Annotated in this window: 15 protein-coding genes; 2 read left to right on the top strand and 13 right to left on the bottom strand. The window is 54.4% G+C overall.

Annotated elements, in window-relative coordinates; translation table 11 throughout:
* Positions 1-286: 286 nt before the first annotated feature.
* The 3 genes from LG301_RS01740 to fliD (LG301_RS01730) all read right to left on the bottom strand — a co-directional run bounded on the left by LG301_RS01740 (position 287) and on the right by fliD (LG301_RS01730) (position 4,838).
* Positions 287-1,498: a YeeE/YedE family protein gene (locus LG301_RS01740; protein WP_404472876.1), complete on the bottom strand. Its 1,212-nt coding sequence runs from the start codon at positions 1,496-1,498 to the stop codon at positions 287-289.
* 350 nt (positions 1,499-1,848) lie between these two features.
* Entirely contained in the window at positions 1,849-3,252 is a 1,404-nt protein-coding gene (fliD, locus tag LG301_RS01735; protein ID WP_404472874.1) for a flagellar filament capping protein FliD, read from the bottom strand.
* A gap of 233 nt (positions 3,253-3,485) precedes the next feature.
* Entirely contained in the window at positions 3,486-4,838 is a 1,353-nt protein-coding gene (gene fliD / locus LG301_RS01730) for a flagellar filament capping protein FliD (protein ID WP_404472872.1), read from the bottom strand.
* A gap of 251 nt (positions 4,839-5,089) precedes the next feature.
* On the opposite strand from fliD (LG301_RS01730), the gene LG301_RS01725 reads away from it, so the two are divergent.
* Both LG301_RS01725 and LG301_RS01720 read left to right on the top strand, forming a co-directional pair.
* Positions 5,090-5,419 (top strand): hypothetical protein, encoded by a 330-nt coding sequence (locus LG301_RS01725; RefSeq protein ID WP_404472870.1) that lies wholly within the window; start codon positions 5,090-5,092, stop codon positions 5,417-5,419.
* A gap of 392 nt (positions 5,420-5,811) precedes the next feature.
* On the top strand, positions 5,812-6,825 hold the full coding sequence (locus LG301_RS01720; protein ID WP_404472868.1) for a serine hydrolase domain-containing protein: 1,014 nt from the start codon (positions 5,812-5,814) through the stop codon (positions 6,823-6,825).
* On the opposite strand, the gene LG301_RS01715 is transcribed toward LG301_RS01720, so the two are convergent.
* From LG301_RS01715 to pnp, 10 genes are all read right to left on the bottom strand, one after another.
* Positions 6,826-7,386 carry a YqhA family protein gene (locus tag LG301_RS01715; protein ID WP_404472867.1) on the bottom strand — a complete coding sequence of 187 codons (561 nt, stop codon included), beginning with the start codon at positions 7,384-7,386 and terminating at the stop codon, positions 6,826-6,828.
* Between the two features lie 13 nt (positions 7,387-7,399).
* A complete protein-coding gene (locus LG301_RS01710) occupies positions 7,400-7,990 on the bottom strand; it encodes an exopolysaccharide biosynthesis protein (RefSeq protein ID WP_404472865.1) in 591 nt (196 codons plus the stop codon).
* The gene (locus LG301_RS01705) at positions 7,983-8,447 is read right to left on the bottom strand and encodes a TerB family tellurite resistance protein (protein ID WP_404472863.1); all 465 of its coding nucleotides are present in this window, start codon (positions 8,445-8,447) and stop codon (positions 7,983-7,985) included. The genes LG301_RS01710 and LG301_RS01705 overlap by 8 nt, the downstream gene beginning before the upstream one ends.
* An 81-nt stretch (positions 8,448-8,528) precedes the next feature.
* Positions 8,529-9,542 (bottom strand): nucleoid-associated protein, encoded by a 1,014-nt coding sequence (locus LG301_RS01700; protein WP_404472861.1) that lies wholly within the window; start codon positions 9,540-9,542, stop codon positions 8,529-8,531.
* Between the two features lie 46 nt (positions 9,543-9,588).
* Positions 9,589-10,350, bottom strand: coding sequence for an ABC transporter permease (locus LG301_RS01695; protein WP_404472859.1), 762 nt, complete (start codon positions 10,348-10,350; stop codon positions 9,589-9,591).
* Positions 10,347-11,282, bottom strand: coding sequence for an ABC transporter ATP-binding protein (locus LG301_RS01690; RefSeq protein WP_228168759.1), 936 nt, complete (start codon positions 11,280-11,282; stop codon positions 10,347-10,349). The genes LG301_RS01695 and LG301_RS01690 overlap by 4 nt, the downstream gene beginning before the upstream one ends.
* A gap of 101 nt (positions 11,283-11,383) precedes the next feature.
* On the bottom strand, positions 11,384-11,662 hold the full coding sequence (locus tag LG301_RS01685; RefSeq protein WP_016915098.1) for a peptidylprolyl isomerase: 279 nt from the start codon (positions 11,660-11,662) through the stop codon (positions 11,384-11,386).
* Positions 11,663-11,717: 55 nt separating this feature from the next.
* Positions 11,718-12,803, bottom strand: coding sequence for a serine hydrolase (locus LG301_RS01680; protein WP_404475135.1), 1,086 nt, complete (start codon positions 12,801-12,803; stop codon positions 11,718-11,720).
* 62 nt (positions 12,804-12,865) lie between these two features.
* On the bottom strand, positions 12,866-13,972 hold the full coding sequence (locus tag LG301_RS01675) for a heparan-alpha-glucosaminide N-acetyltransferase domain-containing protein (RefSeq protein WP_404472857.1): 1,107 nt from the start codon (positions 13,970-13,972) through the stop codon (positions 12,866-12,868).
* A gap of 164 nt (positions 13,973-14,136) precedes the next feature.
* A complete protein-coding gene (pnp, locus tag LG301_RS01670) occupies positions 14,137-16,299 on the bottom strand; it encodes a polyribonucleotide nucleotidyltransferase (RefSeq protein ID WP_404472855.1) in 2,163 nt (720 codons plus the stop codon).
* Positions 16,300-16,319 lie beyond the last annotated feature (20 nt).

Raw genomic sequence — 16,319 nt, 5'->3', positions numbered from 1 at the left:
CCCTTTCGCACATATGGTTGGCACTTACTTCTGACACATACTGTTGGCGCCCTATGGCGAACAGATGCTGCGCCGCAATAATGTCAAGCGCATACAGAATATGTAGTAATGTAACACGGAGCGACTATAAACGTAGGTCATGTTGTGTTTTTACAACAGGGCTACGAATAAAATCTGCCGTTTTTCGAGTATCTCTCAGCCGGCCATATAACGTGATGTGGTGAACGAAAAAGCCCCAGCACTGTGGACACAGCGCTGGGGCTTGGCGATTAAGGCATAACCGCCTTTAGCAGGTTTTTGCCACGGGCTTACGCGCAGCCTCGCCGGTAAAGAAGAAAGGCCGAAGTTTGACCCCTACCATATTCCCCGCAAAGGCCGCGACCATCCATACCCAGCCGTGTAAGCTGCCGGAAGCAATACCGCTGAAGTACGCCCCAATGTTGCAGCCAAACGCTAAGCGTGCGCCGTAGCCAAGCAGGATACCGCCGATCACAGCCGCCAGCAGGGACTTAAAAGGAATACGGAAGTTAGGCGCAAAACGACCTGCCAAACTTGCCGCTGCCAATGCGCCTAACATAATGCCCACATTCATTACCGTGGTGATGTCACTCCATACGCTTGCGTCTAACGCAGCTGCATTACCCGGTGACTGCCAGTAGCCCCACTGGCTAACATCGCCACCCACTAGTTCAAAGCCTTTAGCTCCCCACAGCGCAAACGCTGCTGTGATACCCCAAGGACGGCCTGCCAACGCCAGCGTAGCAAAGTTAAGCAGCGCGAGGGCTACCGCCCCCGCCACGAGTGGCCACGGGCCAGTAAGCCATCGCTCTACGCCGGGCTTGTCTACCCGGGGTGCTTGCTCCAGATGGCCGTGGCGGCGTTTTTCCATGATCACGGTAAACACGGTAATAGCGGTAAACAACACCAGGCTAATACCAATACCCCCGCCTACCCCTGCCACATTCACCAGCGATACCGGTTGAAATGCGGGCAGACTCTGCCACCAGGTAAAGTGCGCTGAGCCAATCACCGAACCGACAATAAAGAAAAGCAGCGTGATCAGCATACGAGCATTACCACCACCGGCGGTGAACAGCGTGCCCGACGCACAGCCGCCGCCTAGCTGCATACCCACCCCAAAAATAAATGCCCCAAATAGCACTGAAATGCCAATAGGGGCCACAAACCCTCGCACGTCGGTACCAAACAGCGACCCCGCACCAAGTGCAGGGAAAAACAGCACAACTGCAATCGCCAACATAATCATCTGCGCGCGCAAACCACGTCCGCGTCTTTCAGTGATAAACACCCGCCATGCAGAGGTAAAGCCAAACGCCGCATGGTATAGCACCATGCCAAACAGGCCACCGACAATCATCAGCAACCCGGTATTGGCGCTGAACACCACGCCAATGATCAACGCGCCCAGCACAATGGCCGCCGTGGCGAGTATCGGTACGCGGTAGTTCATGGGATTCGCAGCAGAGGTTATAGCCATAACTCACCTTTTCAAAACGCCAAAAGCGCCTGCTAAAAGCAGACGCTTGACCGGATGGTACAATGGGTAGAGCCTACCGTTGGCGGTAAAGGGCTGGAAGTTCTTTATTCAGCAGTGTATATACCAAAAATGAATATAAAGCATATTGATGCCATCGCGACGTTAAGCTGATTACCTGTAGAACGCTTCGGGTGTTGTTGTTAGCTGCTTGCGCATTAAACTCTGCCATCAAACGTATAGGCCACTAAGCGGCCAAATGGCAACTTGCTGGACAGACGAGCACGCCATCCTCAACACCTGCGCAAGCGACGGATCTACATTAAAAAATTGGGCATGTTTATGTTTAGTTATTACCTTTTACGCCCCAACTGGGCATCGAGCGCATCGAACTGCTGGGTAAGGTAGCTACTCATACTATTCATCTGTGCGATCATGCCGTCTAACTGACTGAACTGCTTACGGTATCGAGCGATGGTGCCCTCAATGCTTTTTTCCATACGCTCAAATCGATCGTCTAGACTTTTGACGCGATTTTCTGCACCGCTAATCGCCAGTTTAACCACGCCATTACTGCCAAGCATCTGCTCTATGCTATTCGTCAACTTACCAGCTAAACCGTTGATGTCTTTATCGCCGGCAAAGAAGTCCTTAAGCGCCTGAGGGTTGTTAGCAACCAGGTCGTTTAGTTTATCGTCTTCTACTTTTAATTTTCCATCCCGCTGCAGAGTAATGCCCAGCTGACTCAGGGTAGAAAGCTCACCTCCGGTTTCCCCACCCGTCAGTACACTGCGCAGACGCGACTCAATAGTGCGTACGGTGCTGTCGCCAACCAGCTCACCGGCGGTTTCGCTGTCGCCACTGAAGCTGGTCAACTTACCAATGGTGCCTTTTAAGTCGTTATACGCTTTTACAAAACCGTTAATCGCTTCACGCTGCTTTAGCGTATCGCGCTCTACGGTAATAGTGCTAGAAGCAGTTTCACCTTCGGCAATACTTAGCTCGGCCAAGTTGAGGGTTACGCCCTGGATAGCCCCTTCTATTTGGTTTTTATCGCTGGTAATGGTAATGCCGTTTACTTTTAGCTCGGCGTCTTTACCACCGTTCCTAGTGCCAGCATCTTCTGTGAAGGGGCCTGCCACCGCTCCCACAGGGTCTTGGCTAGCATCAATAAAGCTAAAGCCATCAATGGAGGCGGCAGCTCCCGTATCTTTAGAACTTAGGGCGAGCCGGTAGCCTTGGCCGTCGTTAATAATAGTGGCATTAACACCGGCATCTTTGTTGGCGTTAATAGCATCACGAATCTCAGAAAGCGTGCTGCCAGGGGCAATGGCGATATCCACTGAGTCAGCACCGCCAAAATTAAGCCGCATCGCCGTGGCGCCCTGCAGGTCTAGCGCTTCATTTTTTCCTTCAGTAATTCTGCTAGAGGCTAGCGTGCCAGAAGTAGCAAGTTTCGAAACCTCCACACGGTAGCTTCCCGGCAGCGCATCGGCAGTAGTGGTAGCTTTGACAGCATCGCCCCGCACGCTAGCAGAAAGGCTTTGATAAAGCTTAGGATCGTTGATTTTTGCAACTGAGTCTTGGAAAGCATTCAGTGAGGTTTGCAGCTGCCCAAAAGCGGAAATTTTCGCCTGCTGCTGTTTTTTCTGAAGCGTAATGGGTGCAAGCTTGCCCCGCTCGGCTTCTTGCAGCTGATCAAGCAGCCCAGTTAAGTCAAGGCCAGAACCAACGCCAAGAGAGGTTATTGTCGCCATGCAGGGTTTCCTCAGTGCAAAAGCTAAACCACGGCTAAGTCAAAAAGCCATTTTCAACCACTGGAATGGCGCACGCTGTCATCTTGAGTGTGCGCCAATGAAGAAGAAGATAATATCCCTATCGACCGAAAAGCGCACACCTTTAGCGCTTTTCCAGGCTTTCAAAGAAAGCGTTAGGCTTATCAAATAAAAACGCCTGCTTAACGCAGGCGTTCGATACTCACTAGCGGCGGTTAACTACGGCCCAGCTGAGCATCCAGTGCATCGAACTGCTGAGTGAGGTAATCACTGGTTTGGTTCATTTGGGCGATCATGCCATCCAACTGACCAAACTGAGTACGGTAGCGTGAAATAGTCTGCTCGATGGATTGCTCCATACGCGTGTAACGTTCTACCAACGACTCCGAGCGGTTTTCAGCGCCAGAGATCGCGCCTGTCACCGTTCCGTTAGAGCTTAACAACTGCTCAAGGGTTTGGTTAACCTGGCCTGCCATGCCCTCATTATCCGCACTACCTGCAAAGAAGGCCGAGAGAGCATCCTGATCGTTAGCAATGGCATCGTCTAATTTGCCGCTATCAATTTCCAGCGTGCCGTCTCGCTGCAGCGAAATACCGATATCAGTGAGCATAGAGAACTGGCCTTCTACACCGCCACTCAGCACGCTACGCAACCGGGACTCCACCGTGCGCACAGCACTATCACCTAAAAGCTCGCCTGCAGCACCTGTTTCTGCATTAAAGCTGGTGAGTTCGCCCATAGTGCCTTTTAGGTCATTGTAGGCATCGACAAAGCCGGTAATCGCTTCACGCACAGCGCGGGTATCTTGTTCAACCGCAACGGTACTATCACCTTCAGCCTGAAGGTTGAGCGTCACGCCTTGAATCGCCCCTTCAACTTGGTTGGTGGGGCTTGTGATAGTAATGCCGTTAACGTTTAACGAGGCATTTTGGCCAGGTTGAATGACCTCAGTATCAGTGGGGGTAACATTGATAACATCATTGAAGTTGCTGCTTGAAATCGACGCATCGGCACCGGTTTCAGACGAACTAAGAGCCAAGCGATAACCTTCACCATCATTGATCACTGACGCCAAAACACCGCTGCCCTCCTTGGCATTAATGGCATCGCGAATATCTTCCAGGCTATCACCCTGTGCAACGTTGATATTAACGCTATCTTGCTCTTGGCCTGTGAAATTCAATGTCAGAATGGTGTCAGCATCAACTAGTGGAACATCTGATGCATTGATACGCCCCGTGGCTAATGTGCCCGCGGTCGCTAATTTGTCGACCGTTACGTTGTAGCTGCCGGGCTGCGCTTCGCCATCTGCCGTGGCGGTAATGGCTTCTCCGCCTACACTGGTAGAGAGGCTCTCATAGAGCGAGCTATCATTTAGCGCCGCTGAGGCCGTTTGAAACTGTGAGAGCGCGCTCTTGAGCTGCCCATAGGCAGAAATTTTAGTTTGCTGAGATTCCAGTTGACGCTCTATAGGTTCCAGCTTGCCCCGCTCAGCCTCCTGCAACTGATCCAGTAAACCATTTAGGTCTAGCCCTGAGCCAATGCCAAGTGATGAAATGGAAGCCATACGATATCGTCCTTTTTTTAACGCCCTCTACTGCTTTGACGCTACTTATATGTTGAAGTCGAGTAATAATTTAATATATCGGCTATTAAACCCTAAACTTAAGCAGTAAAGGAAAATTTTAAGCATCTAATAGTTACCGTATGTAAAGCAAAGCCTTGCAGCTGGCTATTTTTAGACCTTGGTCTAACACCCTGATTGCTTTATAATGCACTGCAGCAAGCCCGTTTTGGTTCTGTTTGCAGGAGAAAACTATGCCCTCCCCGGTGTTCCAGCCCGCACCCCAAGTGGCTACAGCCGCTTACCATGTGCAGCGCAGCCTTCGCCATTGTCTCTCCACCGTTGCCGAACTGCTTTACGACAACGGCTATGTGCTTGAGACTCTCACCTTACCTCAACGCGGCCTCACTCAGCGTGAGCTTAATCAACTGAGCGCGCAGCATGATAATTGGCAAACTTGCCAGCGGGTGCTGACAGAGAGCGAAGCAGCTGAATTTAATGATTATCAGCGTTTTGTACTCACCGCTATGGGTCGGGAGATAATGTTCGATATGTTTGGTCAAGGGGCGGCAGATTGTGCTTAGCACTTATTGAACGCCAATGTGTGGCATCGTTTTTACTAAAAACGGTATTTAAAATACAAAACGCCCGCAGGCTCTAGTTAAAACCAACTAGCTGCGGGCGCTTAATTTGCGGCTTAAACAGGGCGTACTAAATTAACGCAGGCCGAGCAGCGACAGAACAAATAAAACCACCACAATTAAACCTACGATATAAATAATGCTACGCATGACGGCACTCCTTGCTTATTGCGTTTCCGATAAATCAAAGGGTTGCTTACCTTGAAGCTAACTACCCAAGCCTAGCAGGCTTTCCCGCTTTTTGCGTAATACTCACTTTTTCGTAATGGAACCTCTCTGACATCTTAGCCTCGAATCTTTGCTTGCTCCGCCACTTGTCTTATCGAGGTGCTACGATGCGTTTATTTGGTCACGCTATTTCCTGTGGCGCTATTTCTCTGTTGTTAAGCGCTGTGGCGGCAGCCCAGGCACCCAGCCCCCATGCGTTGCAGGCACTCAATCAGCAAGCCGCCGCGCTATCCCCCGTGCATACGGTGGTAATCGCTTATCAGGGCAATATCGTTCACGAAATTCACCAGGGCGGTCCCGGCACGTCTGCGCCTGCGAATATCAAATCGCTTTCCAAAACCGTCCTCGCTGCGGTAACCGGCGCGGCGATTGAGGCGGGAGTGATCGAATCTACCGAGCAAACCTTGGTGACGCTTTTAGGCTCGCTACCCAACGGCGTAGACCCACAGGTGAACGATATTACCGTGGCGCACTTATTGGCACAGCAGGCTGGCTTAGAGCGCACCTCCGGCAGCAACTACAGCGCTTGGGTCGCCAGCAACAATTGGGTGAATAACGCACTCTCCCGCCCATTTGTGGATGAGCCTGGTGGCCGCATGCTTTATTCAACAGGCACCAGCCATTTGCTTTCTGCCGCGCTTACTCAAGCGAGCGGTGACACCACTCACGCCATTGCGCAACGTTTGCTGGGTGAGCCGCTAAGCATCGCCATTCCTCCCTGGCTGCGCGACCCCCAGGGCATCTACTTTGGCGGCAACGATATGCAGCTTTCGCCCAGGGCGCTAATAGAAATAGGCGAGCTTTATCGTAACGATGGCATGGTCTTTGATGACAGCGGAGAGAGTCAGCGGGTGCTGCCAGAAGGCTGGGTTGAAGACTCGTGGACAGCCAGAGGAGAATCTCAGTGGACAGGTGATGGCTACGGCTTTGGGTGGTTTATCACCACTCTAGCGGATGTGCCAGTGTATTACGGCAGGGGCTACGGTGGTCAGGCGCTCTATGTAATCCCGGAGCGGGAAATGACGGTGGTGATAACGTCCGACCCAACGCCACCCTCTCCGGGCGGACAGTTTCAGCAGCGGCTAAACCAGTTAGTGATTGACCTGCTGTCAGAGGAGTAGCTACTCATCCTTATGCCCCAAGCTCATTAAATACAGCGCTGCGGCGAGAGCCAGCACCGAAAGCGCCAAGTAGATCGCCTCCAGCGGCGTACTAAAGCGGATATCAACGACCGCTCGGAAAAACTCGATAATCACTGCCAAAATCACCACACGAGCAATTTTGTCCTTGAGTTGATCGAGTGAGCCTACGTTAAACGGATGCTTTGGAGAACTCACTTCTGCTTGGTCGATACGAGAGACAAACAGCCGATAAATGCCTAGCCCGAAGATCAGCAGCACAATCGCGATTAAATAAACATCAACAGCAATGATGATGTCAGGCACCAAGGTGTCGTGAATATCTATGGAGCTGTCAATCAGGTAGTAGCGCAGCACGTCACCCACCACGGTTAAAATATCCAGCGTACCAACGATAAACAGCATCAGTGAGCCTAATAGGCTGGGCACCACCGCCAGCATGACAAGAAAGCGCGAGTTCCATAGCGTGGTTTCAATGCGTCGCTCCCAGTGATTCTGCTCGTCTGGCCGCTTAGGTGGCGTTGGTGGTGAAACATTAGGCATATCAGGTTCCTTATTAAACATTCATCGCGATTAATGTGCAGGTAGCACCAAACAGCGCCAATCCCAGCAGTAACACGATGCCATCACGCGCAACCAGCCCTAATCCAAGCAGCACCAGCGCCAGGCCAGCACCATTGGCAGAGAAGGGAATGAATTCCATTGGCGGCATGGCTAACGCAATCATTAAACAGATCAGGGCCGTCACGCGAATACCGATATAGCCAGTAAGCCACGGTAAGCGCACGCGTAAAAGCCCGTCCACCCAGCGGGCAGGCTTCTTCATAAGCTGAAGACCCTTGTTAAATTTTTGCCGCGAAAGAGAGCGCTTTAGCAGAAAGCCGGGCAGCCAGAACGCTTCTCGCCCTGCCAATAGCTGCACTGAAACCAACAGCACTAGCACGGCCATCAGTGTCGGCATTCCAGGTATATCGCCAATAATTGGCGTCAGCGTAATTAACCCCGCGACAAGTAATAACGGTCCAAAAGAGCGTCTGCCTACGGCATTCACCACATCGTTAACGCTTACCCGGGACGCGTCCTTCTCCATATTCTCTATAGATTCAATTAAATCCATTAACGTCGTGTCTTCGCTACGGTTATACATTGTGGTTGTGGTGCTCCTCCGCCTGCAATTTGCTTCGTATAAAGTCGATGTGGCTCACGTGTAAAAGATCCGCCAGCCGCCGTATACGATGCTCTTCAAGCGGGTCGATGTTGCCGTCTGCCCAGGCTAACTGCCACATTAAGGCCACCAGCTCGCAGCGCTGTGGGTAGCCGTAGTGCTGCTTAATCAGGCTGACGAACTGATAGTGATCCACCGCATCGTCGACTTCCGCTTCCGCCAGCGTCATTAACTCGGTGACTTCGCTGTTGCTTAACCGGTAGCGAGTGATGAGCATCTGTTTAAGCGCGTCGCGTTCGGCGTCACTTTGGTCATAGTCGGCGCGCATCACTTCGCACAGCAGCGCTGCGGTGGCCAGCTCTAACGTAATAGTTCGATTCTCACGCTGTTCTGGCTCCGCCAGCGCCCGTTGAAAAAAGTTACTAATGGCATCCAGCACGGCTTCTCTCCTGTTAACCAACCTATCGCTTCGACTTGCGAGATAGCGCTTAGTGCCCATCTAATTAAGGGTAATCCTCCCTCACTCCTTACGCTTGGCGAGCTGCTCTTTGAGCTGTTTAGGCACTTGTTTGATGATCAGCCGGTCCTGAGTTTCGTCATACTCAATACTGGAACCCAGCAGGTGTGAATCAAAGCTGATCGAGACGCCGCCAGAGCGCCCAGTGAAGCGGCGAAACTGGCTGATAGTGCGTTTGTCCGGTGGGATTTCCGGCGAAAGACCGTAGTCGGCGTTGCGAATATGGTCGTAAAACGCCTTGGGCTGTTTCTCATCCACAAGCCCGGAAAGCTCTTCCAGCGTCATGGGCTCGCCACGGCGCAGCTGCTCGTTGGCGTAATCGACCAGGGTATCGGTTTTTTCCCGGCTGGCGTCGTCGTCCAGGTCCTCTTTTTCGACGTAGTCGCTAAAGGCTTTCAGCAGCGTGCGGGTTTCAGCGGGGGCATCAATGCCCTCCTCCATACCCAGCAGCGCCGCTACGCCATCGGCAAGCTTTTTACCGCCCCGATCTTTTAGAAACGAGACGTACTGCGTACTTTCCGCACCGCTCTGCCACTGAGTCAGGTTTATGCGGGCTGCCAGGGTGAGTTGGCTGGTGTTTAGTTGGGCGGCAGGCACCGCGTGGTGCGCGTCGTTAAAGCCGATACCTTCCCGCTGATGAATAAGGCCCATCAGCAGCGTTTCCGTGTCGCCCTGTTGTAGATGAGCGATGACCAAGTAACCGCCCACCGAGAGCTGACCCTGCAGCGTTTGCGCTAAGCGCTCGGCAATGGCGTTCGCCAGTTGGGCAAAGGTTTGCTCGTCGGCTTGATACGCCGTGAGCCACGCCACCAGCGGCCCGGCCTGCTCGCCCTGCTCGGCAAAGCGCCCCCAACCCTTCGCTTTGGTGTTGTAGGTATCGTTTAGCGCATTCACTAGGCTGGCCATCACCGTGTCGTCGCTGGCTGCAGCGGCCTCGGCAGGCGGGGCAGTGACACTTAAGCGCTCGCCGTCGAGGGATGGCTCAAGGCGGTAAACAGTACTTTGCAGTAGCGGCATAAACAGGCATTACCTTTATAAAAACGTCGAAGAGGTCACTTCAGCATCAGGGTTTTAAGCGGTAACCGGTGCGGAAAATCCAGGCAATGGTGGCAAGGCTTGCCGCCAAAAACAGCAAAATCATCGCCACGCTGGCGCCCAAGCTGACATCGCTAATGCCGTAGAAGCTCCAGCGGAAACCGCTGACGAGATACACCACCGGATTCGCCAGGGTCACACTCTGCCAAAACGGAGGCAGCATATCGATGGAGTAGAAGCTGCCGCCCAGGAACGTGAGCGGTGTAATCACCAGCAGCGGCACGAGCTGCAGCTTGTCGAAGCCATCTGCCCAGATGCCGATGATAAAGCCCAGCAGGCTAAAGGTGACGGCGGTCAGCACCAGAAACGTCAGCATCCAGAACGGGTGGGCGATCTCAAGCGGCACAAAGAAGCTGGACGTGCCGAGAATGATCAGCCCCAGCAGTATCGATTTCGAGGCCGCCGCCCCTACGTAGCCCACGACAATCTCCAAATAGGAGATCGGCGCTGACAAAATCTCATAGATGCTGCCGGAGAATTTGGGAAAAAAGATGCCAAACGAGGCGTTCGAGACGCTCTGGGTCAGCAGCATCAGCATAATCAAACCAGGGACGATAAACGCGCCGTAGCTCACCCCACCAATCTCGCTGATCCGCGAGCCAATCGCCGCGCCAAACACCACAAAGTAGAGCGAGGTAGAGATCACCGGTGAGACAACGCTCTGTAGCAGCGTGCGGCGAGTGCGGGCCATCTCCGCCATATAAATCGCACGAACGGGATAGAGGTTCATGAGCGCTCCTTCACCAGGTCTACGAAGATATCTTCCAGCGAGCTCTGCCGGGTATGTAAATCTTTAAAGCTGATGCCCGCCTGCTCTAGCTGCGTTAACAGGGTAGAGATTCCTCGCCCCTCCTCTTCCTGACGGCCATCGTAGGTGTACACCAGCTCATAGCCGTCGGCAGTTAAGCTGAGTTCTTCCTGCGCCAGCGCAGGCGGCAATTCTGCCAGCGGGCTGTGGAGCTGCAGGGTGAGCTGCTTGCTGCCCAGCTTTTTCATTAGCGCGGCTTTCTCTTCCACCAGCACGATCTCGCCGCGATTGATGACGCCAATGCGGTCGGCCATCTCTTCGGCTTCTTCAATGTAGTGGGTGGTGAGAATGATCGTCACCCCATCGTCGCGCAGCCCGCGTACCACGTTCCACATATCCCGCCGTAGTTCGACGTCCACCCCGGCGGTCGGCTCATCCAAAAATAGAATGCGTGGCTCGTGGGAGAGCGCCTTGGCAATCAGCACCCGCCGCTTCATGCCGCCGGAGAGCGTCATCAGGCGGTTGTGTCGTTTATCCCACAGCGAGAGCGACTTGAGCACTTTTTCGATATGGGCGGGGTTGGGGGATTTACCAAACAGGCCACGGCTGAAGCTCACCGTGTTCCAGACCGTTTCAAACGCTTCATTGGTGAGTTCTTGCGGCACAAGACCAATTCGCTCGCGGGCTTGGCGGTAATCGCGCACGCTGTCGAAGCCGTCGACGATAACATGGCCTTCGCTGGGATTAACCAGGCCACATACCAAGCTAATCAGCGTAGTTTTACCCGCCCCGTTCGGGCCGAGCAGTGCAAAAATTTCGCCGCGCTGGATGGTTAAATCCACGCGGGTGAGCGCCTGAAAGCCACCTTCGTAGGTTTTATTCAGGCCATCGATGGTAATGATGGGGTCGTTCAAGGCGTGCTCCTTACATCGCGGGCCAGCGCAGAACCGGCGCAGCGCGATGCCAATGGCACCGCGACATGGCTGCCGCGGTGCATGACGGCCTTTAAAAGGTATTAAGTGCGGCTGGTGATTTCGAGCAAGTGATAGCCAAACTGAGTTTGAACCGGCCCGTGAACTTTGTTGAGCTCACCGCTGAAGACGACTTTGTCGAATTCCGGCACCATTTGGCCGGGGCCAAAGCTGCCCAGGTCGCCGCCCTGGCGGCCAGAAGGGCAGCTGGAGTGCTGCTTGGCCACATCCGCGAAATCGCGGCCGTTCTCGATCTCTTGTTTCAGTGCGTTGCACTGCTCTTCACTGCTTACCAAAATATGACGGGCGCTGGCACGTGCCATAACAAACTCCTCAATAAAAAACCCAATACGGTAGGCCAGTTTATCACGCTCGCTGCTAGTCGTGACCCAAGGCACCGCTATAACGCAGCGCTTCGCCCACACTCGCCAGGGCACGCTCATGGGCCTGCACCGAGAGCGGCCCACGGGTACACGCCACGATGACCCAGGGGCCATGGGCGGCGTCACCTGCTTGAGAGGCACGCGATGCAATACCGGCATCGCAGCTTCGCCGGTGCTGCGTGCCTGTTTTGTGCGCAAAGGTGAACTCGCTGCCCATGCCTTGTTTCAAGCGCCGCTCGCCGGATTGGGTCCGCTGCATGATCGCCAGCAGCGTTTGGCGCTGTTCGGCATTCACATCCTCCATACCACCGTGATGCAGGCTGGCCAGCAGGTCGCCATAGGCGCGCAGCGTGCCCACGTTTTCACCGGTGGCTTCGTAGGCATCGAAGGCGTGGTCATAGTCGGGCTGCTCAAAGCTCCCTTCACCCACATCCAGCGCTTGCGCCAAGGCGGCCGGGCGCTGGTTCACACGGTGTTGGCGCAGGGCGATAAAATCTAACCCGCCCAGTTGGCGAGCCTCGGGGTGTAGCTGGCCATATACGCCTTGGCGCACTTCCACCAGCTTGCTGATAGGGCCAAGGTGCTCCGGCTTGCCGTTGCTGGCGGCTACCATACGGCGGGCGCGGGCATTCACGGCATCCAAGCCCACACGGTCAATCAGCATATCCGTGGCGGTGTTGTCGCTGACGGTGATCATTTGCTCAATCAAATAACGAACCGAGATCGTTGTACCGGGGTCGTGCCAGTTGACCGGCCCGGCGCCATCGACAAAGTCGCTGCGTGCCAGCGTAAGACGATCATCCAGAGAGAGCGTGCCAGCTTGGCGTTCAGCCAGCACCTGAGCCGCTACGGGCACTTTAATCAGCGAGGCCAAATACCAGGGGGCATCTGCCCGCCAGGAGAACGCCTCGCCTGTTGCGAGGTTCTGAACATAAACACCTAGCGCGCCGCCAAACACTTCTTCAATAGCACTTATTCGCGCATCTAGATCGCCTTGCCAAGGGCTCTGTTTATCGACCTCGTAGTACCAGTTCGTACTTGCCAATACCGCCGCGCTGGCTGGCAATAAAGCGCACAGCATCGCTGCGGCTAGCCAGCGTTTAAGATGTCGCAACTTTACCTCCTACCGCTGCTGGTGGCGGGTTATTTGTAACGGGCGATCCAGCGCGTTAGCCAAATCCATAGCGCGGCCCCAAGAATTAACAGCCCACCCACGCCAAGCGCCTGTGGATAGGTGTACATGCCTTCGCCTTCCAGCAGAAAACGCAGCACTAGAAAAATCATCACAATGTGGAAAATAAACGCTTTGAGCGCGTCGCTCCCCACCATGGTTAATGGCTGTAGCGCCTTGGCTGCCGCAGCTCCACCAGCGAGTACAGCGCCTAAAATAACCAGCGCGCCGCCCACACTGTACAGCGTGAATTTCAGCCCAGGCGGGTGTTTGCCATCGTTATTCGCCACCGCCAGCATCGCAGCGGAAACATCGCCTTCGGCAAAGGCCAAGCCATAGAACGCGGCGACCATGACAACCCCCACACCCACCAGCGCCAGCACCAACTTTCGCCGCAGCGCCGTATCAAAATAGCAGCGCAGCAAGGCTTCACCGATCAGCAGGCCCGCCAAGATCAACGGCGCGCGGCTAAGCTGGCCCCAGGTGTAATGGTCTTCATGGTCCACCAGCAGCGCTTTTAAGGTGTCGTTACCGCCAAAGCTCAGCCCCTGCAGCCAAGCGGAGAGCGCAGTTAAGCCAATAATAAGCGCACACCGCCCCCACAGCGGTGTACGTGCCCATAATGGAAGTACCGGCGGCACCCACAGCAGGGCGATGGCGTAAAAACCGAGGATTTCTACCCAAATCGCAAAGCGCTGATAAAGCAGCGCATCAACAATATCGCCTGGGGCGTAATACGGCAGCATCTCGACGACCGTCAACGCCTTGTACCAAAACCACACTTCAACCGCGCGCACCCATAGTTTTAGCCGCCGTTTTGGCCACGTCTCTGTTTGGGTAGACGCTAAAAACGCCACGGCTAGCGCAATCCCAAAGACCAGGATGAACAGGGAAGAAGAGAACTTAGTGAGAAAATGGACGGGCACCATGCCCCAATCGGGCACGTTGCGTATGCCAATCAGCCCACTCACCGTATGGCTGAGAATCATCAGCCCAATCGCTATACCACGGGCGAGATCAATCGCTTCAATGCGCCCTTCCGCTTTAGGAAGTTTAGGCACTTCCTTCCAATTGAGCATGTGAACGTCCCTGTGGCTGAGCTATTTAGCGAACCCATGTGTTCGTATCATAACCATAGACGAAACTTGGACGGCATATAAAAAACCGCCCCCAAAGCCTGAGGCTTCGGGGGCGGGCAGTACGTCACTGGCTAAACGCTCAGCTGACGGGCAAACGTCCTGTTTTACTTAGTGACGTCTGCATCAGCAGCGGCAAATGCTGCTTTCTCTTCTTCGGTGATCTCTTTGATCGAGAGCTTCACCCGGTTGCGGTTGTCGATATCCAGCACTTTAACGATCACATCGTCGCCTTCGTTTAGGAAGTCACGAACGTTGTTAACGCGCTCGGCGACAATCTGTGAGATATGCACCAGACCATCGGTACCCGGCATGATGTTCACAAACGCGCCGAAGTCAGCGATACGTACCACTTTACCGTTGTACAGCTTGCCGATTTCCGCTTCTGCGGTAATGGCCAGCACGGTATCAATGGCGCGTTTCGCCGCGGCTTTATCTTCCGCGTAGATGCGCACGGTGCCGTCATCGTCCAGATCAATAGAGGCACCGGTGTCTTCGCAGATTTTACGAATCGTCGCGCCGCCTTTACCAATCACGTCACGGATTTTATCCGGGGCGATTTTGATGGTCGCCATGGAGGGGGCATTTTCCGATACGTCGGTACGGCTCTGGCTAATCACGGCGTTCATCTGCGCAAGAATGTTGATACGCGCATCATGAGCCTGCTGCAGAGCCTTCTCCATGATCTCTTCGTTGATGCCTTCGATCTTAATGTCCATCTGTAGAGCGGTAACGCCCTCTTCAGAACCGGCTACTTTGAAGTCCATATCGCCCAGGTGGTCTTCGTCACCCAGGATGTCGGTAAGCACGGCGTAGCCGTCTTCGTCTTTGACGAGGCCCATGGCAATACCCGCCACCGGCGCTTTCAGCGGCACACCGGCATCCATCAGCGCGAGCGAGGAGCCACATACTGACGCCATGGAGCTTGAGCCATTGGATTCGGTAATTTCCGACACCACGCGAATGGTGTAAGGGAAGGTCTCTTCGGACGGCAGCATGGCTTGCACGCCACGGCGCGCTAAACGGCCGTGGCCGATTTCACGACGCTTCGGGCCGCCCATAAAGCCTGCTTCACCCACACAGTAAGGGGGGAAGTTGTAGTGCAGCATAAAGCGGTCTTTACGCTCGCCTTCCAGGGACTCGATCAGCTGTGAGTCACGTAGGGTGCCCAGGGTAGCAATCGCAATCGCCTGGGTTTCGCCACGGGTAAAGACAGCGGAGCCGTGAGTCTTGGGCAGTACGCCCACTTCAATATCCAGCGGACGCACCGTGGCATTATCACGGCCGTCAATACGCGGCTCGCCTTTCACCACACGCGAGCGTACAACGCGCTTTTCAAGACCCGCAAAAGCACCTTTCACGTCATCTTTGCTGAATTTGCCTTCAGTTTCTTCGCCTTCCGCCGCCGCGAGCTGCTCAACGGCTTCGTCTTTCAGTGCTGACAGCGCATCTTGGCGAGCCATTTTGTCGGTAATGCGGTACGCATCGCCTACTTTGGCTTCAAAGGCGTCGGCCATGGCGGTTTTCAGCGCCACGTTTTCGGCCGGTGCCTGCCACTCCCAGCGCGGTTTACCTGCTTCGGCAACCAGCTCTTTAATGGCACTCACCGCGACCTGCATTTCCTGGTGGCCAAAGAGGACGGCCCCTAGCATTTCGTCTTCGAGCAGTTCTTGCGCTTCAGACTCCACCATCAGTACGGCGTTTTCGGTACCGGCAACCACCATATCCAGTTCGGAGGTGGTCAGCTCTTCAACGGTGGGGTTCAGGAAGTAGCCTTGCTCTTCATTGAAGCCAACGCGGGCGGCACCAATCGGGCCATTGAACGGCACACCCGCAATACCCAGCGCGGCAGAGGTGCCCAGCAGGGCTGCGATATCCGGGTCGTGATTACGGTCGGTCGAGAGAACGGTACAGATAACCTGTACTTCGTTCATGAACCCTTTGGGGAACAGCGGGCGGATCGGACGGTCGATCAGACGCGACGTGAGGGTCTCTTTTTCGGTAGGACGGCCTTCACGCTTGAAGAAACCACCGGGAATTTTACCGACGGCATAGGTTTTCTCTTGGTAGTGTACCGAGAGCGGGAAGAAGGGTTGATTTGGATTGGCTTCTTTCTTCGCCACCACCGTACACAGTACGACGGTTTCATCCATGGTCACCATAACGGCGCCAGTGGCCTGGCGGGCAATGCGGCCAGTTTCTAGGGTGACGGTGCTACGACCGTATTGAAACGTTTTTTTTACCGGATTCACGGCGACTTCCTTTAACATTAATATCTACTTGTCTTTTC

Source organism: Vreelandella venusta, assembly GCF_044809155.1.
In the GTDB taxonomy this organism is placed as follows: Bacteria; Pseudomonadota; Gammaproteobacteria; order Pseudomonadales; family Halomonadaceae; genus Vreelandella; species Vreelandella venusta_B.
Note: the sequence above shows the minus strand (reverse complement) of the source record. Positions and strands in the feature narration are given on the sequence as shown.

Coding starts and splice junctions, on each gene's coding strand:
- fliD (WP_404472874.1), bottom strand. CDS start 3,252: ATGGCGACAATAACCTCTCTTGGCGTTGGTTCTGGCCTTGACTTAACT.
- fliD (WP_404472872.1), bottom strand. CDS start 4,838: ATGGCTTCCATTTCATCACTTGGCATTGGCTCAGGGCTAGACCTAAAT.
- LG301_RS01710 (WP_404472865.1), bottom strand. CDS start 7,990: ATGTATAACCGTAGCGAAGACACGACGTTAATGGATTTAATTGAATCT.
- LG301_RS01680 (WP_404475135.1), bottom strand. CDS start 12,803: ATGCTGTGCGCTTTATTGCCAGCCAGCGCGGCGGTATTGGCAAGTACG.
- LG301_RS01725 (WP_404472870.1), top strand. CDS start 5,090: ATGCCCTCCCCGGTGTTCCAGCCCGCACCCCAAGTGGCTACAGCCGCT.
- LG301_RS01675 (WP_404472857.1), bottom strand. CDS start 13,972: ATGCTCAATTGGAAGGAAGTGCCTAAACTTCCTAAAGCGGAAGGGCGC.
- pnp (WP_404472855.1), bottom strand. CDS start 16,299: ATGTTAAAGGAAGTCGCCGTGAATCCGGTAAAAAAAACGTTTCAATAC.
- LG301_RS01695 (WP_404472859.1), bottom strand. CDS start 10,350: ATGAACCTCTATCCCGTTCGTGCGATTTATATGGCGGAGATGGCCCGC.
- LG301_RS01685 (WP_016915098.1), bottom strand. CDS start 11,662: ATGGCACGTGCCAGCGCCCGTCATATTTTGGTAAGCAGTGAAGAGCAG.
- LG301_RS01715 (WP_404472867.1), bottom strand. CDS start 7,386: ATGCCTAATGTTTCACCACCAACGCCACCTAAGCGGCCAGACGAGCAG.
- LG301_RS01720 (WP_404472868.1), top strand. CDS start 5,812: ATGCGTTTATTTGGTCACGCTATTTCCTGTGGCGCTATTTCTCTGTTG.
- LG301_RS01740 (WP_404472876.1), bottom strand. CDS start 1,498: ATGGCTATAACCTCTGCTGCGAATCCCATGAACTACCGCGTACCGATA.
- LG301_RS01700 (WP_404472861.1), bottom strand. CDS start 9,542: ATGCCGCTACTGCAAAGTACTGTTTACCGCCTTGAGCCATCCCTCGAC.